This window comes from Hydrogenophaga sp. GW101-3F08, assembly GCF_059424585.1.
The window spans coordinates 381,382-407,081 of sequence record NZ_JBWKZP010000001.1 but is presented as its reverse complement, the minus strand read 5'-3'; the positions used below and the strand labels follow the sequence as shown (position 1 = coordinate 407,081).

At 66.3% G+C, this 25,700-nt stretch carries 27 protein-coding genes; 10 read left to right on the top strand and 17 right to left on the bottom strand.

Annotation, left to right across the window (positions count from 1 at the left end; translation table 11 throughout):
- The first annotated feature begins 42 nt into the window (after window positions 1-42).
- The 3 genes from AC07YZ_RS02165 (at window position 43) to AC07YZ_RS02155 (ending at window position 2,835) form a co-directional block, all read left to right on the top strand.
- Window positions 43-1,164, top strand: a complete 1,122-nt coding sequence (locus AC07YZ_RS02165) for a succinylglutamate desuccinylase/aspartoacylase family protein (protein ID WP_494793541.1) — start codon at window positions 43-45, stop codon at window positions 1,162-1,164.
- Between the two features lie 16 nt (window positions 1,165-1,180).
- Entirely contained in the window at window positions 1,181-1,948 is a 768-nt protein-coding gene (locus tag AC07YZ_RS02160) for an ABC transporter ATP-binding protein (RefSeq protein WP_226492951.1), read from the top strand.
- Between the two features lie 137 nt (window positions 1,949-2,085).
- Window positions 2,086-2,835, top strand: a complete 750-nt coding sequence (locus tag AC07YZ_RS02155) for a hypothetical protein (protein WP_494793540.1) — start codon at window positions 2,086-2,088, stop codon at window positions 2,833-2,835.
- Window positions 2,836-2,845: 10 nt separating this feature from the next.
- Here the strand turns inward: AC07YZ_RS02155 and AC07YZ_RS02150 are convergent, their stop codons facing one another.
- Window positions 2,846-5,332 carry a penicillin acylase family protein gene (locus AC07YZ_RS02150; protein WP_494793539.1) on the bottom strand — a complete coding sequence of 829 codons (2,487 nt, stop codon included), beginning with the start codon at window positions 5,330-5,332 and terminating at the stop codon, window positions 2,846-2,848.
- A gap of 95 nt (window positions 5,333-5,427) precedes the next feature.
- Window positions 5,428-6,372, bottom strand: coding sequence for an adenylate/guanylate cyclase domain-containing protein (locus AC07YZ_RS02145; RefSeq protein WP_226492954.1), 945 nt, complete (start codon window positions 6,370-6,372; stop codon window positions 5,428-5,430).
- Between the two features lie 384 nt (window positions 6,373-6,756).
- On the opposite strand from AC07YZ_RS02145, the gene AC07YZ_RS02140 reads away from it, so the two are divergent.
- Complete coding sequence (locus AC07YZ_RS02140) at window positions 6,757-7,089, top strand: hypothetical protein (RefSeq protein WP_226492955.1); 333 nt, start codon at window positions 6,757-6,759, stop codon at window positions 7,087-7,089.
- Between the two features lie 41 nt (window positions 7,090-7,130).
- Here AC07YZ_RS02140 and AC07YZ_RS02135 read toward each other — a convergent pair whose 3' ends face one another.
- Together AC07YZ_RS02135 and tadA are read right to left on the bottom strand one after the other, a co-directional pair.
- Window positions 7,131-8,072 carry an LD-carboxypeptidase gene (locus AC07YZ_RS02135; protein ID WP_494793538.1) on the bottom strand — a complete coding sequence of 314 codons (942 nt, stop codon included), beginning with the start codon at window positions 8,070-8,072 and terminating at the stop codon, window positions 7,131-7,133.
- A gap of 31 nt (window positions 8,073-8,103) precedes the next feature.
- Entirely contained in the window at window positions 8,104-9,492 is a 1,389-nt protein-coding gene (gene tadA, locus AC07YZ_RS02130) for a tRNA adenosine(34) deaminase TadA (RefSeq protein WP_494793537.1), read from the bottom strand.
- 64 nt (window positions 9,493-9,556) lie between these two features.
- Between tadA and opgC the strand changes: the two genes are divergently transcribed.
- On the top strand, window positions 9,557-10,699 hold the full coding sequence (gene opgC, locus AC07YZ_RS02125) for an OpgC domain-containing protein (RefSeq protein ID WP_226492958.1): 1,143 nt from the start codon (window positions 9,557-9,559) through the stop codon (window positions 10,697-10,699).
- Here opgC and AC07YZ_RS02120 read toward each other — a convergent pair.
- The 5 genes from AC07YZ_RS02120 to guaB form a co-directional block, all read right to left on the bottom strand.
- Window positions 10,679-11,353 (bottom strand): SGNH/GDSL hydrolase family protein, encoded by a 675-nt coding sequence (locus tag AC07YZ_RS02120; protein ID WP_494793536.1) that lies wholly within the window; start codon window positions 11,351-11,353, stop codon window positions 10,679-10,681. The two genes, opgC and AC07YZ_RS02120, sit on opposite strands and share 21 nt — an antisense overlap.
- Before the next feature lie 227 nt (window positions 11,354-11,580).
- Window positions 11,581-12,189, bottom strand: coding sequence for a 2'-5' RNA ligase family protein (locus AC07YZ_RS02115; RefSeq protein WP_494793535.1), 609 nt, complete (start codon window positions 12,187-12,189; stop codon window positions 11,581-11,583).
- A gap of 32 nt (window positions 12,190-12,221) precedes the next feature.
- Complete coding sequence (gene guaA, locus AC07YZ_RS02110; protein WP_494793534.1) at window positions 12,222-13,838, bottom strand: glutamine-hydrolyzing GMP synthase; 1,617 nt, start codon at window positions 13,836-13,838, stop codon at window positions 12,222-12,224.
- Window positions 13,839-13,861: 23 nt separating this feature from the next.
- Entirely contained in the window at window positions 13,862-14,053 is a 192-nt protein-coding gene (locus tag AC07YZ_RS02105; protein WP_494793533.1) for a hypothetical protein, read from the bottom strand.
- A gap of 44 nt (window positions 14,054-14,097) precedes the next feature.
- Window positions 14,098-15,567, bottom strand: a complete 1,470-nt coding sequence (gene guaB / locus AC07YZ_RS02100; RefSeq protein WP_226492962.1) for an IMP dehydrogenase — start codon at window positions 15,565-15,567, stop codon at window positions 14,098-14,100.
- 226 nt (window positions 15,568-15,793) lie between these two features.
- On the opposite strand from guaB, the gene AC07YZ_RS02095 reads away from it, so the two are divergent.
- Window positions 15,794-16,285, top strand: a complete 492-nt coding sequence (locus AC07YZ_RS02095) for a DUF4124 domain-containing protein (RefSeq protein ID WP_413465754.1) — start codon at window positions 15,794-15,796, stop codon at window positions 16,283-16,285.
- A gap of 30 nt (window positions 16,286-16,315) precedes the next feature.
- Here AC07YZ_RS02095 and AC07YZ_RS02090 read toward each other — a convergent pair whose 3' ends face one another.
- Together AC07YZ_RS02090 and AC07YZ_RS02085 are read right to left on the bottom strand one after the other, a co-directional pair.
- Complete coding sequence (locus AC07YZ_RS02090) at window positions 16,316-16,645, bottom strand: RnfH family protein (protein WP_494793532.1); 330 nt, start codon at window positions 16,643-16,645, stop codon at window positions 16,316-16,318.
- Between the two features lie 9 nt (window positions 16,646-16,654).
- On the bottom strand, window positions 16,655-17,101 hold the full coding sequence (locus AC07YZ_RS02085) for a type II toxin-antitoxin system RatA family toxin (protein WP_068168977.1): 447 nt from the start codon (window positions 17,099-17,101) through the stop codon (window positions 16,655-16,657).
- A gap of 103 nt (window positions 17,102-17,204) precedes the next feature.
- Here AC07YZ_RS02085 and smpB point away from each other — a divergent pair, with 103 nt between their 5' ends.
- From smpB to AC07YZ_RS02065, 4 genes are all read left to right on the top strand, one after another.
- A complete protein-coding gene (gene smpB, locus AC07YZ_RS02080; RefSeq protein WP_068168974.1) occupies window positions 17,205-17,699 on the top strand; it encodes an SsrA-binding protein SmpB in 495 nt (164 codons plus the stop codon).
- A 97-nt stretch (window positions 17,700-17,796) separates the two neighbouring features.
- Window positions 17,797-18,171 (top strand): COG4315 family predicted lipoprotein, encoded by a 375-nt coding sequence (locus tag AC07YZ_RS02075; RefSeq protein ID WP_226492965.1) that lies wholly within the window; start codon window positions 17,797-17,799, stop codon window positions 18,169-18,171.
- 24 nt (window positions 18,172-18,195) lie between these two features.
- Window positions 18,196-18,732 carry a sigma-70 family RNA polymerase sigma factor gene (locus AC07YZ_RS02070; protein WP_494793531.1) on the top strand — a complete coding sequence of 179 codons (537 nt, stop codon included), beginning with the start codon at window positions 18,196-18,198 and terminating at the stop codon, window positions 18,730-18,732.
- 21 nt (window positions 18,733-18,753) lie between these two features.
- Window positions 18,754-19,578 carry an anti-sigma factor family protein gene (locus AC07YZ_RS02065; protein WP_494793530.1) on the top strand — a complete coding sequence of 275 codons (825 nt, stop codon included), beginning with the start codon at window positions 18,754-18,756 and terminating at the stop codon, window positions 19,576-19,578.
- Window positions 19,579-19,587: 9 nt separating this feature from the next.
- Here the strand turns inward: AC07YZ_RS02065 and AC07YZ_RS02060 are convergent, their stop codons facing one another.
- The 6 genes from AC07YZ_RS02060 to lepB form a co-directional block, all read right to left on the bottom strand.
- Window positions 19,588-20,688 carry an enoyl-CoA hydratase/isomerase family protein gene (locus AC07YZ_RS02060; RefSeq protein WP_494793529.1) on the bottom strand — a complete coding sequence of 367 codons (1,101 nt, stop codon included), beginning with the start codon at window positions 20,686-20,688 and terminating at the stop codon, window positions 19,588-19,590.
- 23 nt (window positions 20,689-20,711) lie between these two features.
- Window positions 20,712-21,734, bottom strand: coding sequence for a DMT family transporter (locus AC07YZ_RS02055; RefSeq protein WP_494793528.1), 1,023 nt, complete (start codon window positions 21,732-21,734; stop codon window positions 20,712-20,714).
- 74 nt (window positions 21,735-21,808) lie between these two features.
- Window positions 21,809-23,632, bottom strand: coding sequence for a translational GTPase TypA (gene typA / locus AC07YZ_RS02050; protein ID WP_226492970.1), 1,824 nt, complete (start codon window positions 23,630-23,632; stop codon window positions 21,809-21,811).
- Window positions 23,629-24,615, bottom strand: coding sequence for a tRNA pseudouridine(55) synthase TruB (truB, locus tag AC07YZ_RS02045; RefSeq protein ID WP_226492971.1), 987 nt, complete (start codon window positions 24,613-24,615; stop codon window positions 23,629-23,631). The genes typA and truB overlap by 4 nt, the downstream gene beginning before the upstream one ends.
- Window positions 24,616-24,617: 2 nt before the next feature.
- A complete protein-coding gene (gene rbfA / locus AC07YZ_RS02040) occupies window positions 24,618-24,992 on the bottom strand; it encodes a 30S ribosome-binding factor RbfA (RefSeq protein ID WP_068168954.1) in 375 nt (124 codons plus the stop codon).
- Window positions 24,993-24,997: 5 nt separating this feature from the next.
- Window positions 24,998-25,684, bottom strand: a complete 687-nt coding sequence (lepB, locus tag AC07YZ_RS02035) for a signal peptidase I (protein ID WP_494793527.1) — start codon at window positions 25,682-25,684, stop codon at window positions 24,998-25,000.
- Between the last annotated feature and the right edge of the window lie 16 nt (window positions 25,685-25,700).

Genomic DNA, 25,700 nt, shown 5'->3' with positions numbered 1-25,700 from the left:
GACGCCCGCCCCCTGGCGGGTTCGTGGTCCTAGAACGTCGATATGCAACAGATCAACCACCCCCTCCTCTCGCCCGCGCTGGGCACCCAGCGCCACCTGAGCAGCTGGCATTTCGGTCCGGCGGGCCGCGGCCGCAAGGTCTATGTACAGGCCAGCCTGCACGCCGACGAACTGCCCGGCATGCTGGTGGCCCACCATCTGCGCGGTCTGCTTGAAGCCGCCGAACAGGACAGCCAGCTGCTGGGTGAGGTGGTGCTGGTGCCGCTGGCCAACCCGATCGGCCTGGACCAGACCACCATGCACCACCAGTTGGGCCGCTTCGAGCTGGCCAGCATGGAGAACTTCAACCGCAACTACCCGGACTTCTTCGCGCTGGTGAAGGACGAGGTGGCGGACCAGCTGGGGCCGCAGGCCGAGGACAACAAACGCCTCATCCGCGCCGCCATGCGCCGTGCGCTGGACGCCCAGCGACCGGAAACCGAGCTGCAGAGCCTGCGCCTGACGCTGATGCAGCTGTCCCACGACGCCGACATCGTGCTCGACCTGCACTGCGATTTCGAAGCCGCGGTGCACCTGTACGTGGAACAGCCCATGCTGGACCAGATCGAACCGCTGGCGCGCTTCCTGGGTGCGCGCGCGGTCCTGTGGGCCAGAGGGTCGGGGGCGTCCATCTCGTTTGACGAAGCGCTCTCCGGCCCCTGGTGGCGGCTGCGCGAACACTTCGCCGGCCGGTCTCCGGTGCCCTTGGCCTGCGCCAGCACCACGGTGGAACTGCGCGGCCAGACCGATGTGTCCGAGACGCTGGCCCGCCAGGACGCGCTCGCCATCTTCCACCACCTGCAACACGCGGGCGTCATCGCGGGCCCCGCGCCGGCCCTGCCCCAGGCCCTTTGCGAGGCCACTCCGCTGGCGGGCACCGAATCGCTGCACGCGCCCCACCCCGGGGTGATCGCCTTCACCTGCGAGGTGGGCGACGTGGTGCGGGCCGGTCAGGTGCTGGCCCACCTGGTGGACCCGCTGACCCCGCGCACCACCCCCATCCAGAGTTCGATCGACGGCGTGGTGTATGCCCGCCACAACCTGCGCTGGGCCACCAGCGGCCTGGAAATCTGCCGTGTCGCCGGCGCCGCCCCGATCCGTTCCGGTAACCTGCTCAGCCCTTGAATCTTCCTCCATACCCATGACCACCAAACTCGAAGCCATCGACATCCGCAAGAGCTACGGCAGCCACGAAGTGCTCAAGGGCGTTTCGGTCACCGCCAACGCCGGCGACGTGATCAGCATCATCGGCTCCTCGGGGTCGGGCAAATCCACCTTTCTGAGGTGCATGAATCTGCTGGAACGCCCCCAGGAGGGGCGCATCATCGTGGCCGGCGAAGAGCTCAAGCTGGTCAAGGCCAAGGACGGCATGCTCAAGGCCGCGGACGAGAAGCAGTTGCAGCGCGCCCGCTCCCGGCTGGCCATGGTGTTCCAGCATTTCAACCTGTGGTCGCACCTCACGGTGCTGGAAAACATCATCGAGGCCCCCATGCATGTGCTCGGCCAGAGCAAGGACGAGGCGGTCGCCACGGCCCGCAAATACCTGGAAAAGGTCGGGCTGCGCGATGTGGAGGGCAAGTACCCGACGCACATGTCGGGCGGGCAGCAACAACGGGTGGCGATCGCCCGCGCGCTGGCGGTGGAGCCCGAGGTGATGCTGTTCGACGAACCCACCAGCGCGCTGGACCCCGAGCTTGTGGGCGAGGTGCTGCGCGTCATGAAGCTGCTGGCCGAGGAAGGCCGCACCATGCTGGTGGTGACGCACGAGATGGGTTTCGCGCGCGAAGTGTCCAACCACCTGATCTTCCTGCACAAGGGCTGCATCGAAGAGCAAGGCGTGCCGGCCGAGGTGCTGGCGCGGCCCAAGAGCGAGCGGCTGACCCAGTTCCTCTCGGGCAACCTGAAATAAACCCGGTCCCGTCCGGCCAAAACGCCAAACAGCGGGGATCTTGCCCCGCTGTTGGCCGGCTTGGCCCCCTTCCTTTTGTCGGAACATAGGCGCAGCCCGAACGGCCTCCCCTGTTGTTCCACACGAAAGGAAATCCCATGAGCACCACCGAATCGGTCGGAAGCAGCGTCACTGGCCAGTGGTCGCAGGCTCTGGCGTCCATCGGATCGGCCTTGTCCGGCAAGCTGCAGGACAAGATGTTGAAGAAGATGGACACCGACGGCAACGGCACGGTCGGCAAGACCGAATTCGAGGCCGCGATGGAGAAGGTTTCCACCAAGTACGGCATCGATCTGGGCCAGGATCCGCAGGCCCTGTTTGCGGGCCTGGACAGCGACAGCGATGGCGCCCTGAATGGCGAGGAACTGGGTCAGGTGATCCAGAACCTGTTCGCCCCGCCCACCAACACCCAGGATTTCCTGCAGTCGCGCGGCAACGAAGAACAGTTCGGTGCGCTGGATTCCAACGGCGATGGCAGCCTGTCGATGGCGGAGTTCACGGGGCAAAGCAGCGCCGATGGGGTCGATATGTCCATCGTGTCGACCACGACGACGACCACCACCCTGGTGAGCTCCGGGTCCGAAGTGCCTGTGGCCACCGGTGAAGTCGCGCCCACCACGGCCACCGCACAAACCGACGCGGCAACCCCGGTGGCCGCCGCCCCCGCCGATCCACTGCAGGCCCTGATGGACGGGCTGGACAGCGATGGCGACGGTCAGATCAGCGACAGCGAGCTGACCACCTTCGTCAGCCAGCTCAACAGCCAGATCGAAGCCGCCACCCGCAAGTACAACGAAACCGCGCTCGCCGGCCTCAGCGACACCGGCGGCCTGAACGAGGCGGCCTGAGCCTGGCCCCTCAGGGCACCAGGGTCAGGCTGCTGGCCCAGCGCTCCGGCTGCATCCGCAGCGGCCGGTATTGCACCTCGGTCCAGGGCCGGCTCATGTCGCGGTAGCGGCCTGAAAACACATTGCCGCTCTGCCCTGTCTGGTAGATGAAGCGCGAGTTCTCCAGATCGGACAGGTCGTACAGCGCGCGCAGGCTGGCGGCGTGCCGGTTGGCAAACGGGGCGTCGGCCTTGTCCAGGTGGTACTGCCCCACGTTGATGGTGAACGGATCGCCGCCGGTGGGGCCCCGCACCTCGAACAACGGCGCCAGCGCCTTCACATTGCTCAACGGGCGGTGCACCGAAATCGAAGGGTGCGCATCGCCCCAACGCCAGGTCGAAACGTCCTGGCCGTGTTTTTCCCGCAACCGGTCGAGCGCGCGCCCCAGCGCCTGCGCGCTGGCCTCGGCACAACCCGGCGCGCCACACCAGCCGGCGTCGTCGCGCTCCAGGATGCCCTCCACCGCGTTGCGGAACAGGCGCTTGCCGTACATGCCCTCGAAGCGCTCGCGGCCCAGTTTGCCGCCGATCACCCCCCGCGTGAATTCGTCGACCCAGGCGGTGTAGATCAGCGGGGCCGCGGCGTCCGCGCGCATCACGCCGTCGAAACCTTTGAGCGCTTCCTGGGCCGCGGCGGCCAGTGGATGGCTGGACGCGGTCTTCTGCAGGAAGGGCAACAGGCGCAGGGTGGCGGCGGAAAACTGGTCGGCGTGCATGGCCTCGAACGAGGCCATGCTGTGCCGCGGTGTTTTCGCCAGCAGGGCTTCGATGCGCTCCTGGCGGTACGCCGCGGCCCAGTCCTGGGTCAGGAAATGCGGGTAGTCGGGGCCGTGGATGCGCTGGTTGGCGGTGGCGATCCAGCCCTTGGCGCCGTCGTCCTGCGGCGTGTCCTCGAAGCGCAGCCAGCCGGCCCAGTCGTAGCGTGCGTCCCAGCCCGGTGCCGGGGCCACGCCCCGGATGTCGTTGGCGGCGGACCGCACCGGCACCCGCCCCACGGCCTTGTAGGCCATGCGCCCGCTGCGGTCCGCCATCACCGCGTTCTGCATCGGTGCGTGGAACTGGCGAAACGCCTGCATCAGCTCTTCCACCGATCGCGCCCGGTTGGATTCGAGCGTCGCCTGCACGTTGCGGTTGTCCGCATCCAGCGCGGTCCAGCGCAGCGCGACGGCATAGCGGGAGGTGTCGATCAGCTCCTGGGTGCGTCCGGGAATGTCGCTGAGCACGGGGCCGTGGCGGGTGCTGCGCACCGTGTGCAGCACGTCGGCCTGCCCCTTGACGCGGATCGTCTCGACCCGGGTTTCAAACGCGGTCCAGGCCTGGGCGCCGGAGTCAGACGGCACGCGGTACTGCGCGGGGTTGGCCGGGTTGATCTGCTCCAGGTACAGGTCCTGCACGTCGGGCCCGGTGTTGGTGAAACCCCAGGCCACGTGGTCGGTGCGACCGAGCACCACGAAGGGGGTGCCCGGCAGCGTGGCGCCGATCGCGTTCATGCCTTTGATGCCACCCGCGTCGGGCGCCTGCAGATGCGCGAAGTACCAGATGGCGGGCGCACTCAGGCCGAGGTGCGGGTCGTTGGCCAGCAGCGGCTGGCCGGTCTCGCTGCGCGAACCCGCCACCACCCAGTTGTTGGAGCCCTTGCCCTCGATGTTGCCCAGCTCGTTGGCCCAGAGCTGCATGTCGCGGCCGATCTGCGCCATCATCGTCGGCGCCGGGGCGGCCGACGACGACGTCTGGGCGGGCCCGGCGCGGTACACACCCAGTTCGCGGTACAGGCGCGCCAGATCGGCCTGCGCCGCCGGCGGCTCGCCGGGGTATGGCGGGAACAGCTGCCACAGCTGCGCCGTGTCCAGCACCTGCAAGGCCGAGAGCCGAGCCAGTTCGTTGCCCCAGTTGCCGCCCAGGTCGAGCGCCATCATGAGCGCCCAGCCCGCGCTGTCCAGCGGGTCCCAGTACCGCCCTGCCCGGGCCGCTTCGCGCGGGTCGATGCCCAGGAGGTGGAACTCGGGTGACAGCGCCTGGTCGCTGCGGGCAAAGAACGCGTTGACGCCGTCGCTGTAGGCCTGCAGCGCCACCTGCGCCTCCTCGGGCAAACCGGCGAACTGCCGGCGCGCGGCCTCACGGATGCCCAGGGTGCGCATGAGCCGGTCGGTGTCCAGCGTGGCCGGACCCACCACCTCGGAGAGCGTGCCGCGCATGATGCGGCGGTTGAACTCGAGCTGCCAGCCACGTTCCTGCGCATGCACATAGCCCATGGCCATCCAGGCATCGCGCGGGTCGCTGGCCCGGATGTGGGTCACATCGCCCGCATCGCGCTGCACCTGCACCCCCGCGCCAAGACCGGTCAGCCGCAGCTCACCGCGGGTCTGGGGCAGGCTTTGCCCGATGTAGATCGCGGCAGCGACCGCCACCACACACAAAAGGGCGAACAAGGCCCATGCGAAACGTTTGGTCCAGCGCACGTTGTCTCACTTCGTTGGTTTTATGGATTCCTGCCTGGAGGTGGCCTGCCCAGCAGGCCCTCCAGCGGCCGTCCCCTTCGCGGGGATTCGATGGCCTATTTGCGCGATTGTCCGCGCCCGAGCAGCATGTTGCCATCCACCAGCCGGAAGCGCACGGTGGGGGCGCTGAAATCCGAGAACGGCGCGCCCATGGCGATCTCGCCATCGCTGTGCAGCAGGCACTCCTGCCGACGCAGGGCGATCACGTTGTCTCCCCCGGCGAACCGCACCCAGGTGCCGTAGCTGCTCACGTCTTCCAGCACATAGTTGCCGGAGCGGATGTCGATGCTGGCGTGCGTGCGGGAAACCCGGGGGTCGTTGACCACAAAACCGGCCTCCGGCACGCGGCCGATGGTCAGCGGCAGATCGGTGATGCTGAACAAGCGGCTGGCGTCGAGCCAGGCCAGCTCGATGCCACCAAAAACCGAATCGGCCGACACCCCCAGGGTGTGCAGATCGGCCGGCAAGGTCAGGAATTCCGACAGCATTTCGGTCTGCCATTCGATGCGGAACACCTCGCACGGCTCGGCCCGGCCCTTGATGCGCATGGGCCCCAGGCTGCGGCTGCGCACCCCGCTTCGGGGGCTCAGCTTGCGCACCACCGCATCGTTGACCAGGATCTGCTCCGGCCCGGCCAGATCGCTCAGGCGCGAAGCCAGGTTGACGGCATCGCCAAAACAGTCGCCATCGACCTGCACCACCTGACCACGGGCCATGCCGATCTGCATCATGAGCTTGAGCCGGTTGGGCCAGTTGGAAACCCGCTTGGCGTGCTCCTGCTGGATCTGCACCATGGTTTCAATGGCATGGCGGTTGCTGGAGAAAGAGAGCAACACACCATCGCCCAGCATCTTCACCACCTTGCCACCGTTCTCCAACCCCATCGAACCAATCCATTGCGTCAGTTTGGTGACGGCCTGGGTGGCGCGGTCATTGCCCAGTGTTTCGAACACGGACACGCTGCCTGTCAAATCCACAAATGCAATCGTCAGTTCGGCCATGGGTACTTGAGAAATTGCCTGGAATTACAACACACCGGATCGTCGGATCTGGCCTGGACGACACCAGGGAATGCGCAGCGCTCAGGCCCGGTTCTTGCCGAGCCATGGCCCGACCCGATGTGACATTTTGGGCCGTTGATCGGTTCACGGTTTTTCAACCGCATTCGTCCCAAGGTTCTACATACTTGAATCGACCCCACTCGCCATGAGCCATGACTACCCACAAGGTATTAAAACCGCTGGGAATGCACCTTGAATAACCCTGCCAAGCCCATGATTTACATGTTGTTTTTTTGATTTTCATCAATAACAAAACGTTGCACGGCACCGGCTCGGCGGCGTATTCTTGAGACCAATAAAGACAAAGTCGTTGAGGCCACCTTCATGCGCTGGATCAAACCCGGTTTACGGAACAGTATTTCGGCCCTTTTGGGGGCGGAACTGCGCAAGGACTCGCCCGAAGCCTTGGAGCCTGTGCGCCAGGCGATGCTGGCAGCCCTGGGGCAAGAAGGTGCAAAGCTCAACCCGCGCCTCAGGAACAGACTGCTGTACCTGCACGACGTCCACGCCCTGTGGTTTGCCCGCTCGGAAATGGTGGCCGTGCTCAGCAGCCTGCACGGTGAAGCGAAGGCGGTGGACACCGTCATGGGTTTGTCCCACCTCTTCCAGGGCCTGCTGCCTCAAAGCCTGATGGACTCCTGCCGCCTGCGCCGCTGAGTCACGGTGCATCGGCACCCGGCAGCTGACCCGAGAATTTTTCATCCCCAGAAGATCAGGGCCTCCCGGCCCTGCACCAGCAGCTCCACCTTCTGCCCCACAGGCAACAGCACCTTGGTCGGCACATGGCCAAACGGCAGGCCGGTCAATACCGGGGTTTTGGTCTTGCTGCGCAACCAGTCCACCACCGTCTGCAGCTTGAACCCACGGTCGTGCGGGCTGAGTTTGTAGCGGTTGAAGGCGCCCAGCAACACCGCTTTCTGTTCACCCAAGATGCCGGCGTGCAGCAGCTGGGTGAGCTGACGCTCGATGCGGTATGGGTGCTCGTTCACATCCTCCAGAAACAGGATGCCCCCCTTGACTTTGGGTAGCCAGGGCGTGCCCACCAGCGAACACAACACCGACAGGTTGCCGCCCCAGAGGGTGGCGTTGCGCACCTGCAGTGAAGGTGCTTCCTCGACCGGCTTCTTGGCCCGTGCCGCCAGCGCCGGCAGATCGGATTTGGGCAGTTGCCAGCCCGTGCCCTCACCCTGCCCACAGACCATGTCGTCGAAGCAAGCTTCCATGATGTCGTCGGGGGCGTCTTCGGTGCCGAAGTCTTCGCCCAGCGCCGGGCCGGCCCAGGTGGTGGCGCCCGTCTTGACCAGCAGCGCGCACTGCAGCGCGGTGAAGTCGCTCAGGCCCACGAAGCGGGTTCCTTTTTCGACGGCCTTGGCGATTTTTTTGTAGGGCAGCTCGGGCAGGATGCGCGTGAGGCCGTAGCCACCGCGCGAGATCAGCGCCACATCGGCACCGCTGGCCGCCGCGCGGGTGACGGCCGCTAGGCGCGTGGCGTCGTCGCCGGCGAAGCGCGTGTGGCTGGCGAGTGCGGCCTCGTCGATTTCGACTTCGTGCCCCAGGCCCTTGAGGCGGGCCACGCCGCGCTTGAACGCGGCCTTGTCGCGCACGGCGCTGGACGGGGAGTAGATATAGATGTGGCTCATGTGAAACGATGGAAAACGGTCAGGGACAGGATCATCGCGTAAAAAACGCGTCGGCTTCGCGGGCGATGCGCTCGCCATGCTCCTGTACGAAATGCCCGGCCTGGGGCAGCAGCAGCGGTTCGGGGCAGTTGCGGATGTCGTGCTGCAGCGCGCGCATCACCGGCTCACCCAGCACCGGGTCTTGTTGGCCGATGGCCATGAAGGTCTGCCCCTGCCAGTCATGGCGCCAGAACTCGCGGGCCTCGCGCGAGACGGCGGCACCCTCGTCGTCGGCCAGCTCGGGCACCATCGCCGGGAAAGCGCGCAGCGCGGCACGGTGGCCCCGGTCTGGAAAAGGGGCGTTGTAGGCCGCGCATTCTTCGGCGCTCATCTGCGGGTTGCCGCGGGCGAAGAGCCGGGCGATGTCGAAGTCGGGGTTCTTGGCGCACATCTCCCGCCAGGCCAGAAAGCCGGGCGAGAGCGGCGCGTCACCCGTGGCCAGGGTGGTGTTCATCACCAGCAGGCCGCGGTAGCGCTCGGGAGCGGCCATGGGCAGCGTCAGGCCGAGCAGCCCCCCCCAGTCCTGCACCACCAGCACCACGTTGCGCAGATCGAGCCGCTCGGCCAGCTCCAGCAGCACCTGCCGGTGCCAGGTGAAGCTGTGGGCGCCCTCCTTCTTGGGCTTGTCGCTCTTGCCGAAACCGATCAGGTCGGGCGCGACCACCCGAGCGCCGCCAGCGGTGAACACGGGAATCATCTTCCGGTAGAGGTAGCTCCAGGCCGGGTTGCCGTGCAGGCAGAGCCAGGTGATGGCGGCATCGCGCGGGCCTTCGTCCAGGTAATGCAGGCGCAGGCCGGCCAGCGAGGGCAGATCGCTGACGCAGTGCGGCGCCCAGGGGTAGCCGGGCAGGCCCTCGAAACGCGCTTCGGGTGTGCGCAAGGCGTCTTCGCGCAAGGGATGCGCGGCGCGGCGCTGGTCTTCGCGCCGCCGCCGGAAAAAGTCGCTGAGCAGTGCGCCGCACTCGTCGGCCAGCACCCCGCCCTGTACCGCCGTCTGGTGGTTCAGCCGAGGTTCCGCAAACAGATGGACCACCGAGCCGGCCGCACCGGTCTTGGGGTCGGCCGCGCCAAACACCACGCGCTGGAGCCGCGCATGCAGCATGGCCCCGCTGCACATGGCGCAGGGTTCCAGCGTCACGTAGAGCGTGCAGTCGTCCAACCGGTAGTTGCCCAGCGCCTGGGCCGCGGCGCGCAGCGCGACGATTTCGGCGTGGGCGGTCGGGTCGAGGCCGTCGATCGGCGCATTGCGGCCGGTGGCGATCACGCGTCCGCCCTGTACCACGACCGCGCCCACCGGCACCTCGCCGGCCTGGGCAGCCCGCTGCGCCTCGGCCAGGGCTGCGCGCATGAAACGCTGGTCGGGAATGGCGGTGTCGGGCATGCGGCGAGTGTAGGCCAGGGTCTGTCCGCTCTGGCATGATCGGGGGTTCTTCTGGTTTACCCTGATGTCAAACGCCTCTCAACGCCGCTGGGAGCTGGACGCCCTGCGGGGCCTCATGCTCGTCCTGATGACGCTGACCCACATGCCGACGATGTATTCGTTGCCATCGGGCCAGCCGTTCGGCTTTGTCTCGGCCGCCGAGGGCTTCGTGTTCCTGTCGGCCTTCATGGCGGGCCGCGTGTACGGCGGCCGGGCCCGGCGCGATGGCCTGCCAGCCATGCAGGCCGCCTTCCACAGCCGCGCGCTCAAACTCTACCTGTGCCAGTTCGGCCTGCTGTTGCTGGCCTTCACGCTGATCGCCTGGCTCGGCGTGCACAACCGGCAGGGCGGCGTCACCGGCCTGCTCGAATTTTTCTTCATCGACCCCTCGGCCGCGGTGGTCGGGGCCGCCATGCTGATCTACAACCCGCCGCTGCTGGACATCCTGCCGCTGTACATCGCCCTGATGCTGCTGAGCCCGTGGCTGCTGCGCCGAGGCCTGCAGCAGGGTTGGCGTGGCGTGCTCACGGTCAGCGCCCTGCTCTGGCTGGCCCAGCAATGGGGGCTGGGTCTGGCGCTGCACGAGCTGACCGGCCGGTTGATCGATTTTCCGGTGCCCTACAAGGACATGGGCGCCTTCCATTGGTTGGCCTGGCAGGCGCTGTGGGTGGCCGGCCTGTGGCTCGGCGCGCGGCGGCAGCCACTGCCGCGTTTCCCATGGTGGCTGCTGGTTCCTGCGGCGCTGTACGCGCTGGGCATGCTGCTGTGGCGCCACATGGTGGGCCAGGACCCGATGCCCGGCGTGCCCGCGGTCGGCCAGTTGCTCGACAAGTGGTCGCTCGGGCCGCTGCGGGTGTTGAACTTTGCCAGCGTGTTCGTGCTGCTGGTGTCGGCCGGCCCCTGGCTGCGGCGTGTGCTGCCGCGCCCCCGGCCGCTGGAGCTGCTGGGGCGCAACTCGCTGTCGGTGTTTTGTGCCCACATCGTGATCGCGCTCTTCACGCTCGCCTTCTTCGGCTCCACCCAGGTCATCCGCCCCTGGAGCACCGATGTCGCGCTGCTGGCCGGCGCGTTCGCCGGTCTGTTCGCCGTTGCGATGGCGGTGGAAACACGCGAGCGTCGTGGCTGGCGCCCGGCGCTGGTGTGGCGTTCAGGGGCGCAGATGCGCTGAGACCACCTGGCGCCAGAGGCCATAGCCCTCGGCGCTCAGGTGGAGCTGGTCGCGCAGATACAGCTCGGGACGCGGCTGTCCGTCGTTGTCCAGCATGGCCGCATGCACGTCGATGTAGTCCAGATTGTCTTGCGCCAGAACGTGGGTCTGGATCAGCAGGTTGGCCTCGCGCATGGCCATCATGTGTGCCAGCCGCGAAGGGCTGGGTTTGATCGACAGGTAGGCGATCCGTGTGTTGGGCAGCGCGCTGTGCACCTGCTGCACGAACCTCACGAAATGGGCCAGCAGGTCCTGCGGCGTGGCGCCCTCGGTCAGGTCGTTTTCACCCGCGTAGAGCACCACCAGCCGTGGCCGGTACGGCAACACAAGGCGGTGCACCAGATCGGCGCAGTCCGACAGGCGCGAGCCGCCAAACCCGCGCCGGATCACCACCGGCTGTTCTGGGAAGGCCGTCTCCAGGCCGGTCCACATCCGGATCGACGAACTGCCCACGAACAACACCCCACCGGGCGCCGGTGGTTGCCGCCCGTCGGCCGCCGCGAAGGCATCCAGTTCGGCCTTCCAGCGCAGTTCGGCCGGTGAACCGCTCTGAGCGCGGGCGAGGACCCAGCTCAGGGCGGCCAGCGCGGCGACGAGACACCCGCGTCGGTTCATCTCGTGGGGTATCCGCTCATGCCCGGGTGAGGCATCCCGTCAGCCAGCGAGTGCTCGCCAAAAACACCGCACGCGAACCGCGTGGCCGCTTGAGCCCCGACGGCATTCGAGATCCGGCTGGCGAACCGGCGCTTGCGCATCCACGCCAGTGCGTGGACGAGGTGTCTGTCGCTGAACCGAGGTGGCAGATGCATGGGTGAAGCTCCAGGTGGCCGACCTACCGACGATCAGCGCAAGGGCCAACGCCCCAGCACGATATGCCGGGTCTGGCCCAGCAGGCTGTGCACCAGCACGAACTCGCGCGCCGTCCATGTCAGCGGCTCGATCGTCTGGACAGGCATGTTCTCGCGGTCGTAGAGCAGGGTCATGTGCGGGGTGAAGCTGCCACTGCGGGGCTTGGGGCAGGCGGCGCGCTGCAGCGCCAGATCCAGCGTCTGCCACAGCCGCCGCAGGGCTTCGTGGGGCTGCCCGGAGCACAGCACCAAGGGGTGTGTGCCCCGGTGGGTGGCAAAGCTCATGACCTGGTCGAAAGCGATTTCCATGGGCGGCAGATGCACCGTGTCAGCCGCGTTGCGGGCCGCGCTCACGATGTCCTCGCGCAGCCCCACGTGGTCACCCAGGTGGTGCAGGGTCACATGCAGCCGCTCGGGCGCCAGGAGGTGGCCCGCCAGCCCGAACCGCTCGCGCAAGCCGTGTGCTTGCTGCGACAACCTGGCTGCATCGCCCGCGTCCGGGAACAAGCCCAGGAACAGGCGGTCGGTCGGCCTTTGCGGCGGCTCAAAGCCGGGCAACGAGCCCTGCAAGGGCGCGGATGGGTTTCGGCGGGCGCCCGACATGGTGATCGCAACCGCTGGGCTTCAGGCGCCGTTCATTCCCACTCGATGGTCGCCGGCGGCTTGCTCGACACGTCGTAGGTCACGCGGTTGATGCCGCGCACCTCGTTGATGATCCGGCTCGACACTTTTTTCAACAAGGCATAGGGCAGTTCGGCCCAGTCGGCGGTCATGAAATCGCTGGTCTGCACCGCGCGCAGCGCCACCACGTAGTCGTAGGTGCGGCCGTCGCCCATCACACCCACGCTCTTGACCGGCAGGAACACGGTGAAAGCCTGGCTCGTGAGGTCGTACCAGCTCTTGCCGCTGATGGGGTCGAGGGTGGAGCGCAATTCTTCGATGAAGATCGCGTCGGCCCGGCGCAGCAGGTCGGCGTACTCCTTCTTCACCTCGCCCAGGATGCGCACGCCCAGGCCCGGCCCCGGGAACGGGTGGCGGTAGACCATGTCGTGCGGCAGACCCAGCGCCACACCCAGTTCACGCACCTCGTCCTTGAACAGGTCGCGCAGCGGTTCGAGCAGTTTCAGGCCCAACTGCTCGGGCAGGCCACCCACGTTGTGGTGGCTCTTGATGGTGACGGCCTTCTTGCTCTTGGCGCCGCCGGACTCGATCACATCCGGGTAAATAGTGCCTTGTGCCAACCACTTGGCGCCTTTTGTTGATGCACCACTTGAAATCAATTTGGCGGCTTCGGCCTTAAAAACCTCGACGAATTCGCGGCCGATGATCTTGCGTTTGGCTTCCGGATCGCTCACGCCGGCGAGGTGGCCGAGGAACTGGTCGGCCGCGTCCACCCGGATCACCTTGGCGTGCAGCTTGCCGACGAACATGTCCATCACCATGTCGCCTTCATGCAGGCGCAGCAGGCCATGATCGACGAAAACGCAGGTCAGCTGGTCGCCGATGGCGCGGTGGATCAGCGCCGCCGCTACCGAGGAGTCCACACCGCCGGACAGGCCCAGGATCACTTCTTCGTCGCCCACCTGCTCGCGGATCTTCTGCACCGCTTCTTCGATGTGATCGCGCATCACCCAGTCGGGGTTGGTCTTGCAGATGTCGAGCACAAAGCGCTCCAGCAACGCCCGGCCCTGCACCGTGTGCGTCACTTCCGGGTGGAACTGCACGGCGTAGTAGCCGCGCGCCTCGTCGGCCATGCCGGCGATCGGGCACGAATCGGTGCTGGCCATGAGTTTGAAGCCGGGCGGCATCTCGGTGACCTTGTCGCCGTGGCTCATCCAGACCTTGAGCATGCCGTGGCCGTCGGGGGTGTGGAAGTCCTCAATGCCCTTGAGCAACGCGGTGTGGCCGCGGGCGCGGACTTCGGCATAACCGAATTCGCGGGTGTGGCCCGCCTCCACCTTGCCGCCGAGCTGCTGTGCCATAGTCTGCATGCCGTAGCAGATGCCCAGCACGGGCACGCCCAGTTCAAACACGGCGTCGGGCGCCTTGTCGTCCACCTCGTACACGCTGGCGTGGCTGCCGGAGAGGATCACGCCCTTGAGCTGGCCATCGGCGGCGAACTCGCGCACCCAGGCGTCGTTCACGTCGCAGGGATGGACCTCGCAATACACATGGGCTTCGCGCACGCGGCGGGCAATGAGCTGGGTGACCTGGGAACCGAAATCGAGAATGAGGATTTTCTGGTGCTGCATGGAGGACGGGACCGGTGAAAGAATCAGCGCCGGTTCAGCCAGCGTGCGCCGAAAAAGGCAGCGAGCGCCAGCATGAACAGCAGGGACAGGGACTGCCAGAACTTTTCGGGATCGGCGACCCGGCTGAATGGGTGCCGACCCGGGGTTTCGCCGGTCAGCAGCCCGTAGACCACCATGGCACCCAACACAAGTGCCAGCGCGTAGAGCGCCCACACTTGCCATTGCACGGGCTCGGGCGGTGGTGTGGGTCGCACAACGATCACTCGGCGCGGTAGTTCGGCGCCTCTTTGGTGATCTGCACGTCGTGCACGTGGCTCTCGCGGATGCCGGCCGAGGTGATCTCGACAAACTCCGCCTTGGCGCGCATGTGTTCGATGGTCGGGCAACCGCAATAGCCCATGGAGGCGCGCAGACCGCCGGCCATCTGGAAGATGATCGACACGACCGAGCCCTTGTAGGGCACGCGGCCTTCGATGCCCTCGGGCACCAGCTTGTCTGCGTTGGGGTTACCGGTGCTGCTTTCCTGGAAGTAGCGGTCGGCGCTGCCCTGCTGCATGGCACCGATGGAGCCCATGCCGCGGTAGCTCTTGTAGCTGCGGCCCTGGTACAGCACGATCTCGCCCGGCGCCTCTTCGGTGCCGGCGAACATGCCACCCATCATCACCGTGTTGGCGCCGGCGGCAATGGCCTTGGCGATGTCGCCGCTGTAGCGGATGCCGCCGTCGGCGATCATGGGCACACCGGTGGTCTGCAGCGCTGTGGCCACGTTGTCGATGGCCATGATCTGCGGCACGCCCACACCGGCCACGATGCGGGTGGTGCAGATGGAGCCCGGGCCGATACCGACCTTGACACCGTCGGCACCCGCCTCCACCAGCGCCAGAGCGGCGCTGCCGGTGGCGATGTTGCCGCCGATCACGTCCACCTGCGGGTAGTTCTGTTTGACCCAGCGCACGCGGTCGATCACGCCCTTGCTGTGGCCGTGCGCCGTGTCCACCACGATCGCGTCCACACCCGCCTTGACCAGCGCTTCGACGCGCTCTTCGGTGCCCTCGCCCACGCCCACCGCTGCACCGACGCGCAGCCGGCCCGAAGCGTCGCGCGCGGCATTGGGGAAGTTGAGCTGTTTGGTGATGTCCTTGACCGTGATCAGACCCTTGAGTTCGAAGGCGTCGTTGACCAGCAGCAGGCGTTCCAGCTTGTGCTTGTTGAGCAGGGTCTTGGCCTCGGCCGGCGTGGTGCCGTCGGGCATGGTGATCAGGCGCTCACGCGGCGTCATGATCTCGCTGACCGGCAGATCGAAGCGGGTTTCGAAGCGCAGGTCGCGACCGGTGACGATACCGACCACCCGGCCATCCTGGACCACCGGGAAGCCGGAGATGCCGAGGTCGTCGGACAGCTTCATGACCTGGTGCACCGTGGTCTGTGGCGAGATCACCACCGGATCGCGCAGCACACCCGACTCGTAACGCTTCACCTTGGCCACGTGGGCGGCCTGCTCCTGCGGGGTGAGGTTCTTGTGGATGATGCCGATGCCGCCCTCCTGGGCAATCGCGATCGCCAGTCGCGCTTCCGTGACGGTGTCCATGGCCGCGGAAACCAGGGGCAGGTTCAGCTTGATGTTGCGGGAGAACTGGGTGGCGAGCGAGGTGTCCTTGGGCAGGACCTGGGAGTACGCTGGCACCAGCAACACGTCGTCGAAGGTGAGCGCTTTGCCGAGTAGGCGCATGGGGTAAAGCTCCAAAAGCGCCATTGTATCCGCCGCCGAACCAAGCACATTCAGGACCAGGGTGTCAAAAAACAGGTATGGGGGTGACAAAAAACGACCCTAACCGCCACTTGTTGACGTCGCTTGGCGGCGTGTCAAGCCGTTTGCACGGCGAGGCCGTTAAACTGCGGCCATGGCTCACCGCACACCCTCCCCAACATTCAAACGCGCATGGTCCGTTGCTGCCGTGGCATTGCTCGGCTGCGGCAGTGTTCTGGCGCAATGGCAGTGGATCGACAACTCCGGCAACCGCGTATTCAGCGACACACCGCCGCCAGCGGGTGTGCCGGACAAGAACATTCTGAAGAGTCCGGGCGCCCGAACCGCGCCTGCGCCCACCTCAGAGACCGCGCCTGCTGCCGACGCAGCGCCCGCCGCCCCCACCACCGCTCCCAAATTGAGTGGCCGAGACGACGAACTGGAAGCCAAAAAGAAGCAGGCCGAAGAAGCCGAGCAGGCCAAGAAGAAAGCCGAAGCGGCAAAACTGGCCAAGGCCCGTGCCGAAAACTGCGAACGCGCCAAGCGCGCCAAAACCACACTCGACTCGGGTGTGCGCATGGCCACGATGAACGCCAAGGGTGAGCGCGAAATCATGGACGACAACGCTCGGGCGGCCGAAAGCAAGCGCCTCGACGCCATCGTGCGATCCGACTGCGGCCCGCTCCCAGCACCCAAGTGAGGGTGTTTCGCGGGCTGCGTCCGACTTGACTCAGTAGCCCGCCTTCGAGCCCGGACGCCTGCGGGCAAACAGACCGGCGCCGCGTGCGCCCTGCCCCACGAAGCGCTCCCGGCGTGCCACCTTGGGGTCCACCCGCAACCGCCGGTAGACCTCCACCCGGTCCCCTTCACGCAACACGGTGTCGAGGCCGGCTTTGTGGTTCCAGATACCGGTGGCCAAGCCCTCCTCACCGATCTCCGGAAAGCGCTGCAGCCAGCCCGCCTGCTCCAGTGCCTGCCACAGGGTGCAGGCTTGGTCCACCGACAGTGCCTGCTCGTGCACCTCGCGCGCGGCGCTGGCATACATCAGGGTGATGTTCATGCCGTGCCCTCAGCCAGCACCATAGACCTGGTCGGCGCGTTTGACGAAGGCGTCCACCAGATTGCCGGCGATCTTGTCGAAAATCGGCCCCACGAGGGTTGCCAGGGTCTGGCTGGAAAAGCCATAGGTCAAACGAAACTCCACTTTGCAGGCCCGCTGACTGCCATCACCCAGCGGGGTGAAATCCCAGCAACCTTCCAGGTGTGAAAACGGCCCGTCCACCAGCTCCATGAGCACCTGGCGATCGTCCACATGGGTGTTGCGGGTGGTGAAGCTGTGACGCAGGCCACTGAGCGCCATGCCCACACGGGCCACCATGCCACCCGCATCGCGCTCGATCACTTCGCTGTGATCGCACCAGGGCAGGAACTGCGGGTAATGGTGCACATCGGTCACCAGTGCGAACATCTCGTGCGCGCTGTGCCAAAGCAAAACTGACTTTTGAATCGTTTTCATACAATCGGCGTGCATTCAGGGCCATCTGCCAGATTCGGCAAGGCGCCCGCGCAGCGTGTTCGCTGCCATTGTATTGGCCTGAAACGGCCGCAACTGAAACCCCATGGCCACCAAACCCAGCAAGACCGCGCCCGCCAAGGGTGTCGACACCCGCATCGCCGACAACAAAAAAGCGTTCTACAACTACGCGATCGAAGAGCGCTTCGAGGCCGGGGTGGTGCTCGAAGGCTGGGAGGTCAAGGCCCTGCGCGAAGGCAAGGTGCAGCTCACCGACGGATACGTGGTGATCCGGGCTGGCGAGCTGTTTCTGATCGGTTGCCAGATCAACCCGCTCAACACCGCTTCCACCCACATCAGCCCGGACGCGGTGCGCACCAAGAAGCTGCTGTTGCACAAGGACCAGATCCGCCGCCTCATCGGCAAGATCGAGCAAAAGGGCTACACCCTGGTGCCGCTGAACCTGCACTGGAAAAACGGCAAAGTGAAATGCGAGCTGGCATTGGCCAAGGGCAAGGCCGAACACGACAAGCGCGACACCATCAAGGAGCGCGAAGGCAAGCGCGAGGTGGAGCGGGTGATGAAGTCGCGCCACCGCTAGATTTTTTTGCGAGCACCGGGAATAAACCGGGTCTCCCGGATGTTTGTGAGAGTGCAGCCCTGTGCTGCGTTCCGCAACATCCCCACTGGAGGTTTCCATGAAGTTCCCCGCGCTCGCCACCCTGACCCTCGCCCTGCTGGGCGCCACCGCATCCGCTTACGCCGAAGTGCCGGCCAAAGTGATGAACGGCATGCTGGTCGGCCCCAACCAGATGACGCTCTACACCTTCGACAACGATGTGGCCGGCAGCGGCAAGTCCGTCTGCAACGGCCCCTGCGCCACCAACTGGCCGCCGCTCATGGCGGCCGACGGCGAGCAGCCCAGCGGCGACTTCACCGTGATCACGCGCGACGACGGCAAGAAGCAATGGGCTGTCAAAGGCAAACCGCTGTATTACTGGGTCAAGGACAGCAAACCCGGCGACGCCACCGGCGACGGCGTCAACAAGGTCTGGCACGCGGCCAAGCCCTGAGTTCCGCCCTTCCCCGCCCCGCGCATGAATCCGAACGAGCTCCTGAGCGAAATTCCCAGCCTTCGGCGTTACGCGCGGGCGCTGACGGGCGATGCCTGGGCGGCCGACGATCTGGTGCAGGACACGCTGGAGCGGGCCTGCACGAAACAACGCCTGTGGCGCGAAGGCACGGATCTGCGCGCCTGGCTGTTCACCCTGATGCACAACCTGTACATGAACCAGTTGCAGCGCGTCCGGCGCCAGAGCGCCGCCGGACGCGAGGTGGATGTGGACGACAGCGAAGCCGAGCTGATCGCACCCACCCTGCCCACCGACACCGCGCTCGATCTGCAGCGCTGCCTGCTGCTGCTGCCGGAGGAACAACGCGAGGTGCTGTTGCTGGTGACGCTGGAAGACCTGTCGTACAAGACCGTGGCCAAAATCACGGGCGTGCCGGAGGGCACGGTGATGTCCCGGCTGTCGCGGGCCCGCCACCGGCTGCAGGCCCTGATGGATGGCGTACCGGCCGCAGCAGGTCTGCAACGCGCCGCCGAGCCGGTGCCGCTGCGCCGGCTGAAATGAATTTGCCGGATGAGTGAACCCATGAAACCCGATACGCCACCTTCCGTTGCCGCCCCCGTGACCGACGATGAGCTGCACACCCTCATCGACGGCCACCTGCCGCCCGCAGATCGCCAGGCCATCGAAGCGCGGCTCTTGCAGCAGCCCGAGGCCAGCCGCCGGCTCGCCGACTGGCGTGCACAGCGCGAGGCCCTGCGGGCACTGCATGCCCCGCTGCTGGAGGCACCGGTGCCCCAGCCGATGCGCGACGTGCTGCTGCGCGCCGCCACCGCTCGCCGCCAGGCCAACGACTGGTGGCGCTGGGGCGGCATGGCCGCCAGTGTGGTGGCGGCCTTCGGCCTGGGTTGGCTGAGCCATGGGCAATGGCCTGGTCGGGCGGGCACGCCCAGCGTGGCGGGGCAACGGGGCCTGGCGTTTGCGCAACAGGCGGCCGTGGCCCATGTGGTGTATTCACCCGAGGTCCGCCACCCCGTGGAGGTTGCCGCGAGCGAGCAGGCGCATCTGGTGCAATGGCTCTCCAAACGACTGGGCAAACCGCTGGCGGTGCCGGATCTGAGCGCGCAGGGCTACCAGCTGATGGGGGGCCGCCTGCTGCCGGGCGACACCGGCGCTCGCGCCCAGTTCATGTACCAGGACGCCAGCGGTGTCCGCCTGACCTTGTACCTGGGCGCGCTGGACACAGGTTCGAAGGGCACGGCAGGGGGCGAAACCGCGTTTCGCTTCACCGACGATGGTCCGGTGCCGCGCTTTTACTGGGTGGATCAGGGCTTTGGCTACGCCCTGGCGGGCCCCCTGCCCCGCGAGGCCCTGCTGGCGCTGGCCCGGGTGGTTCATGGCCAGCTCTGAAGAACGGGGTCAGCCCAGCTGACGCAAGGGGTGTGCGTCGGCCGCCCAAGGGCTCTCAAAGAACGCGGCCACCTGCGCGGGCGTCACGTCTTCGATGCGCGGCGGGTTCCAGCGCGGGGTGTGGTCCTTGTCCACCGCCAGCGCACGAATGCCCTCCACCGTCTCGCTCTGCGCGGCGGGGCGCAGATGGAAGCAGCGATGCACCATGTCCCGCTCCATGCGCAGGTCGTCGGCCAGGCCCATGGCGCGCGCGCGGCGCACCTGCTCCAGCACCACGTGCAGCATGAGCGGTGAACGCTGGCGCAGGGTAGCGGCGGTGGCGCGCGCCCAGTCGCTGTCGGTGGCCTCCAGCGTGGCGATGATTTGCACCATGTCGGGCAGGCCAAACGCGCGATCCACTTCCTGCATGGGCCAGGCCCCCGGGGTGACCGTGGTGTTCAGGTGGCTGGCGCACCAGCGCTCCACCGAAGCGCCGTTTTCGAACGGTGTTTGCGCCAGTGAGGCCCACAGGCCGGGCAAACGGCCAGAGTCGATGAAGCCGTCGGCCAGCCCCGCGGCCATGGCATCGCGCGCGCCCAGCACATGGCCCGTGAGCGCGAGGTATTCGCCCAGACGGCCCGGGCAACGGCTCAGGAAGTAGCCGCCCCCCACGTCGGGGAACAGGCCGATGTTGGTTTCGGGCATGGCGAGCTTGCTGCGCTCGGTGACGATGCGCAGGCTTGCCCCCTGGCTGATGCCCATGCCCCCACCCATGACGATGCCGTCCATGAGCGCGATGTAGGGTTTGGGGTAGGTGTGGATCAGGTGGTTGAGCGCGTACTCTTCGGTGAAGAAGTCTTCCAGCGCCGGGTCACCGGCCAGCGCGGCCTGGTGGAAGAAGCGGATGTCGCCCCCCGCGCAGAAGGCACCGAACGGGCCTTCCTTGTTGACGCCACGCACCACCACGGCCAGCACCATGCCATCGTCTTTCCACGCCCGCAGCGCCTGGGTGATGGTGCGGATCATCTCCAGCGACAGGGCGTTGAGCGCCCTGGGCCGGTTCAGCGTGATGCAGCCCACCCGGCCCTGGATTTCGGTGACGACGTGGGTTTCGGCGGTGGATGCGGTCATCTTCGTGTTTCCGGAGGTGGCGTTCATTGTGGCGGTTTGTCGACCGTCTGGATACGTGGCGTGCCCGCGCGCGCGCGCCAGCCCAGCAGCTCGTTGAGCACCAGGGCGCCGATGACCAGGCTGCCGCCCAGCAGCACCTCGTCGCCCGGCACTTCGCCGGCCCCGATCCAGGCCCAGAGAATGCCGAAGATAACTTCGAGCAGGGCCAGCAGCGACACCTCGGGTGCCTTCAGCACACGGGCACAGACCACCGACAGTGCGCAGGGGATGGCCAATTGCACCAGGCCCAGCAGGGCCAGCCAGGCCACGTCGCTGCCGGTGGCAGTGAAAGGCATGGCCAGCGGCCAGGTGAGCAGCGACGAGATCACCGCGCCCAGCAGCACCGAGGGCACCAGGTCGATCTTTTCGCCATGGGTCTGGCCACGTTGCACCACCGTCCAGTTGATCGCGCCGGCCACAGGCACGCAGAGCGAAAACAGCGAGCCCAGCAGCAGCCCGCCGGTATCGATCTCGGGGTGGGTCAGGGCCGCAACGAACTGGCTGCCGTACATATAGGCAATGCCCGCGCCGGCCGCCACGATGGCCAGCCAGGTGCGTGTGGCCAGGCGATGGCCGATGAAGACGCGCGCCAACAGGGCGGTGAACAGCGGCCCCACCGACATGATCACCAGCACGTTGGCCACGCTGGTGAAGGTCAGCGCGAGCATGAAGGCGGTGAACATCACGCTCCAGCACACACCGGAAATCCAGAAGGACCTGGATTCCGGAATCAGGCCCCAGTGGCGCTTGAGCCAGAGGCGCCACGGCCCGGTGTCGGTGCGCTCCGGTGGCAGCAGGCCCTGGCTGCGGTCCATGTGGCGCCAGACCGGCAGGATCACCAGCAGCGACAGTGCGGTGAAAGCGCTGCGCCAGAACGTCACTTCAAAACGCGCGGCCGATTCCAGCTGGCGCGAAACCACGCCAGCGATGGACCACATGAGGGTCACCGCCAGCATGAGGAAAACCGCCTGGGTGTGGGTCAGGCGGTTCAGGGCCTTGAAGGGCATGGTGGGTGTTGCGCAAGGGGCCAGTCACACCACCCCCAGGCGTTTCCGCCCGGTGGTGGAGCGTGGGGCCCAGCTCAGTCGCGGCTGGCGCGCTTGCGGTCCTGCTCTTTCAGGTGGCGCTTGCGCAGACGCACGGACTTGGGCGTGATCTCCACCAGCTCGTCGTCCTCGATGAATTCCACACCGTATTCCAGGTTCAGATCGATCGGGGGCGTGATCTTGATGGCATCTTCCTTGCCGGAGACACGGAAGTTGGTCAGTTGCTTGGTGCGTGTGGCGTTGACCACCAAGTCGTTGTCACGGCTGTGGATGCCGACGATCATGCCTTCGTACACCGGATCACCGGCCTTGACGAACATGCGGCCGCGGTCGTCCAGCTTGCCCAGGGCGTAGGTGAAGATTTCACCGTCGTCCATGGAGATCAGCACGCCGTTCTTGCGGCTGGCGATGTCGCCCTTGTGCGGCTCGTAGCTGTCGAAGATGTTGGAGATCAGGCCCGAACCACGGGTCAGGTTCAGGAACTCGTTGGTGAAACCGATCAGGCCACGCGCCGGAATGCGGTACTCCAGGCGCACGCGGCCGCGGCCATCGGGTTCCATGTTCACCAGCTCACCCTTGCGCTCGCCCAGGGCCTGCATCACGCCACCCTGGTGCTGCTCTTCGATGTCGGCCGTCACCAGCTCGATAGGCTCATAGCGCACGCCATCCACGTCCCGGAACACCACACGCGGCTTGGACACGGCCAGCTCATAGCCCTCGCGGCGCATGTTTTCCAGCAGGATGGTCAGGTGCAGTTCACCACGGCCCATCACTTCGAAGATGCCGTCTTCGTCGGTTTCCTTCACCCGCAGCGCGACGTTGTGCTGCAGTTCCTTTTGCAGACGGTCCCAGATCTGGCGGCTGGTGACGTACTTGCCTTCGCGGCCGGCCAGCGGGCTGGTGTTGACGCAGAAGTTCATGGTCAGCGTCGGCTCGTCGACCTTGAGCATGGGCAGCGGTGCGGGGTTGAGCGGGTCGGTCACGGTCACGCCGATGCCGATGTCGGGAATGCCGTTGATCAGCACGATGTCGCCCGGACCGGCTTCGGTCACCTGCACACGGTCCAGCCCCTGGAACGTGAGCACCTGGTTGACACGGCCCTTGAAAGACTTGCCGTCCGGACCTTCCATGACCAGCACGTCCATCGAAGGCTTGATGGTGCCCGCGCTGATGCGGCCCACGCCGATGCGGCCCACGAAGGTCGAGAAGTCGAGCGCGGAAATCTGCAGTTGCAGCGGTGCCGCCGGGTCGCCCTGCTGGGCCGGCACGTGCTTGAGCACGGTGTTGAACAGGGCCGACATGTCCGGGCCCCACTGTTCACCGGGCGCGCCCTCTTCCAGCGAGGTCCAGCCGTTGATACCGGAGGCGTAGACCACGGGGAAGTCCAGCTGTTCGTCGTTCGCGCCGAGCTTGTCGAACAGGTCGAAGGCGGCGTTGATGACCTTGTCGGGGTTGGCGCCGGGCTTGTCCACCTTGTTGACCACCACGATGGGCTTGAGGCCCAGGGCCAGCGCCTTCTTGGTGACGAAGCGGGTCTGCGGCATCGGGCCTTCCTGGGCGTCGATCAGCAGCACCACGCCGTCCACCATGGACAGCGCGCGCTCCACTTCACCACCGAAGTCCGCGTGGCCGGGGGTGTCGACGATGTTGATGTGGGTGTCCTGCCAGCTGACCGCGCAGTTCTTGGCCAGGATGGTGATGCCGCGCTCGCGTTCGATGGCGTTGTTGTCCATCACGGTGTCGACCACTTTTTCGTGCTCGGCGAAGGTGCCGGACTGGCGCAGCAACTGGTCAACCATGGTGGTTTTTCCATGGTCAACGTGGGCGATGATGGCGATGTTGCGGATTTGTTTGCTCATGTTGCGGTTTCCAGGATTTGCTGTATTTCGATGGGGCTCAGCAGCCGCCCCGGGATCAGTTCACCACCTTGGGTGTGGCCACTGCCCAGCAGGACGGGCCTGGGCGATGGTTCGTTTTCGCGGGGTTCGGCGCCGGGCCCTGGGCCGAACACGGCCACCTGCTCCTGATCGGGCCAGTGGCCGCGGCGGCGAACGCCACTGAGAAAGCGTCCGGCGCCTTCTGCATCGAGCGCCACCGGCGTGTGCCCGCCCAGCAGGATGTCCACAGGCAAGAGCCGGGCCATGCGTTGCGCCTCGTTGTCAGCCTCCAACGCTTCGAGCGTGGTGCACCGTGATTCGTCAAACGGGCCGGTGGCGGTACGGCGCAACATGATGAGGTGCCCGCCACAGCCCAGCGCTTCGCCGATGTCTTCGCCCAGCGTGCGGATGTAGGTGCCCTTGCTGCAGCGCACGCGCAGCCGCAGCTGGGGGGCATCGCCGTGGAGTTGCATGTCGAGCAACTCCAGTTCGTGGATCACCACATGGCGTGCCTCGCGCTCGACCGTCTCGCCATCGCGGGCGTATTCGTAGAGCGGCTTGCCGTCTTTCTTCAGAGCGCTGTGCATGGGCGGCACCTGCTCGATCGGGCCGGTGAAACGGTCCAGCACCTCGACCACTTGGCCCACGCTGCAGGTCACGGGCCGGGTCTCGATCACATCGCCTTCGGCGTCCCCGGTGCGGGTTTTCACGCCCAGCCGCACGGTGGTCTCGTAGGTCTTGTCGGCATCCAGATGGAGCTGACTGAACTTGGTGGCGGCACCGAAACACAGGGGCAACACGCCGGTGGCCAGTGGGTCCAGTGTGCCGGTGTGGCCAGCTTTTTCGGCGCGCAGCAGCCATTTGGCCTTCTGCAGCGCCTGATTGCTGGAAAGACCCAGCGGTTTATCGAGCAACAGCACCCCATGCACAGGGCGCCGTTGCACCCTGGTGCTTTGGCGCTGCATGGTCAATCTCCGTCTTTGGAACGAGAGGCCACCGCCTTGGAAATCAGGGCGTTCATGTCGGCCGCGCGCTCGGTGGTGCGGTCGAACACGAAGTGCAGCGTGGGCACGGTGTGGATGTGCAGGCGTTTGAACAGGCCACTGCGCAGAAAACCGGCCGCGGTGTTCAGGCCCTGCAGGGTTTCGGCCGGATCGCCGGTGAGCAGGCTGAAAAACACCTTGGCGTGCGCGTAGTCGGGCGTGACCTCGACCGCGTTGATCGTGACCATGCCCACCCTCGGGTCCTTGAGCTCGCGCGCAATCAGCTCGGACAGATCGCGCTGGATCTGGTCGGCCACGCGGAAGCCGCGGTTGGGTGTGGAAGATTTCTTGACGGCCATGGTCTTCAGACTCCGCTTTCCAGCGGCAACCACCAGCGCTGAGCGCGGGGCACATAGAAGCGCTGCGGATTGTGCGACAGGGCCACGCGCTCGGCGCGGCCCGTGACGCGGTGGACGTCGATGAACCCGATGAAACGCGAGTCCCGGCTATTGTCGCGGCTGTCGCCCAGCACCAGCACATGCCCTTCGGGCACCTGTACCGGGCCAAACGCGCGGAAATGGTTGAGCGACGGAATCAGCGCGGTCTCGTGCCGGCGCTGGCCGAGGCTTTCAAGCCAGACCTCGACCGACAGCGGCCCCTGTTCGGTGGGCACGGTGCGGGCGCTGTCCAGCAAGGCCCGTTCCTGCGCGTGGCCGTTGACGATCAGGGTGTTGTCGACCATCTCGACCGTGTCACCGCCGACCGCCACCACGCGTTTGATCAGGTTCAGACCATCGGCGGGTGAGTCGAACGTGATCACATCGCCCGCCTTGGGCTCGGCCCAGCGGGTGATGTGGGCCAGTGTGAAGGGCACGCGCAGGCTGTAGGCCAGCTTGTTCACCACGACACGATCGCCCGCCACCAAGGTGGGGTTCATGGACGAGGACGGCACGTAGTTCCAGTCGGCCACGGCCGAGCGGAACACGAGCATGAAGCCGATGAACAGCATCAGCCCCTTGTACTCTGGCCAGAAACCTTTGGACGGGCGCATGGTGTCTTGTGCTCCA

Excerpts from the sequence above, each read along its gene's own strand:
- AC07YZ_RS02165 (WP_494793541.1), top strand. The coding sequence starts at position 43 with ATGCAACAGATCAACCACCCCCTCCTCTCGCCCGCGCTGGGCACCCAG.
- AC07YZ_RS02160 (WP_226492951.1), top strand. The coding sequence starts at position 1,181 with ATGACCACCAAACTCGAAGCCATCGACATCCGCAAGAGCTACGGCAGC.
- AC07YZ_RS02155 (WP_494793540.1), top strand. The coding sequence starts at position 2,086 with ATGAGCACCACCGAATCGGTCGGAAGCAGCGTCACTGGCCAGTGGTCG.
- AC07YZ_RS02145 (WP_226492954.1), bottom strand. The coding sequence starts at position 6,372 with ATGGCCGAACTGACGATTGCATTTGTGGATTTGACAGGCAGCGTGTCC.
- AC07YZ_RS02140 (WP_226492955.1), top strand. The coding sequence starts at position 6,757 with ATGCGCTGGATCAAACCCGGTTTACGGAACAGTATTTCGGCCCTTTTG.
- AC07YZ_RS02135 (WP_494793538.1), bottom strand. The coding sequence starts at position 8,072 with ATGAGCCACATCTATATCTACTCCCCGTCCAGCGCCGTGCGCGACAAG.
- tadA (WP_494793537.1), bottom strand. The coding sequence starts at position 9,492 with ATGCCCGACACCGCCATTCCCGACCAGCGTTTCATGCGCGCAGCCCTG.
- opgC (WP_226492958.1), top strand. The coding sequence starts at position 9,557 with ATGTCAAACGCCTCTCAACGCCGCTGGGAGCTGGACGCCCTGCGGGGC.
- AC07YZ_RS02120 (WP_494793536.1), bottom strand. The coding sequence starts at position 11,353 with ATGAACCGACGCGGGTGTCTCGTCGCCGCGCTGGCCGCCCTGAGCTGG.
- AC07YZ_RS02115 (WP_494793535.1), bottom strand. The coding sequence starts at position 12,189 with ATGTCGGGCGCCCGCCGAAACCCATCCGCGCCCTTGCAGGGCTCGTTG.
- guaA (WP_494793534.1), bottom strand. The coding sequence starts at position 13,838 with ATGCAGCACCAGAAAATCCTCATTCTCGATTTCGGTTCCCAGGTCACC.
- guaB (WP_226492962.1), bottom strand. The coding sequence starts at position 15,567 with ATGCGCCTACTCGGCAAAGCGCTCACCTTCGACGACGTGTTGCTGGTG.
- AC07YZ_RS02090 (WP_494793532.1), bottom strand. The coding sequence starts at position 16,645 with ATGAACATCACCCTGATGTATGCCAGCGCCGCGCGCGAGGTGCACGAG.
- AC07YZ_RS02085 (WP_068168977.1), bottom strand. The coding sequence starts at position 17,101 with ATGAAAACGATTCAAAAGTCAGTTTTGCTTTGGCACAGCGCGCACGAG.
- smpB (WP_068168974.1), top strand. The coding sequence starts at position 17,205 with ATGGCCACCAAACCCAGCAAGACCGCGCCCGCCAAGGGTGTCGACACC.
- AC07YZ_RS02075 (WP_226492965.1), top strand. The coding sequence starts at position 17,797 with ATGAAGTTCCCCGCGCTCGCCACCCTGACCCTCGCCCTGCTGGGCGCC.
- AC07YZ_RS02070 (WP_494793531.1), top strand. The coding sequence starts at position 18,196 with ATGAATCCGAACGAGCTCCTGAGCGAAATTCCCAGCCTTCGGCGTTAC.
- AC07YZ_RS02065 (WP_494793530.1), top strand. The coding sequence starts at position 18,754 with ATGAAACCCGATACGCCACCTTCCGTTGCCGCCCCCGTGACCGACGAT.
- AC07YZ_RS02060 (WP_494793529.1), bottom strand. The coding sequence starts at position 20,688 with ATGACCGCATCCACCGCCGAAACCCACGTCGTCACCGAAATCCAGGGC.
- AC07YZ_RS02055 (WP_494793528.1), bottom strand. The coding sequence starts at position 21,734 with ATGCCCTTCAAGGCCCTGAACCGCCTGACCCACACCCAGGCGGTTTTC.
- typA (WP_226492970.1), bottom strand. The coding sequence starts at position 23,632 with ATGAGCAAACAAATCCGCAACATCGCCATCATCGCCCACGTTGACCAT.
- truB (WP_226492971.1), bottom strand. The coding sequence starts at position 24,615 with ATGCAGCGCCAAAGCACCAGGGTGCAACGGCGCCCTGTGCATGGGGTG.
- rbfA (WP_068168954.1), bottom strand. The coding sequence starts at position 24,992 with ATGGCCGTCAAGAAATCTTCCACACCCAACCGCGGCTTCCGCGTGGCC.
- lepB (WP_494793527.1), bottom strand. The coding sequence starts at position 25,684 with ATGCGCCCGTCCAAAGGTTTCTGGCCAGAGTACAAGGGGCTGATGCTG.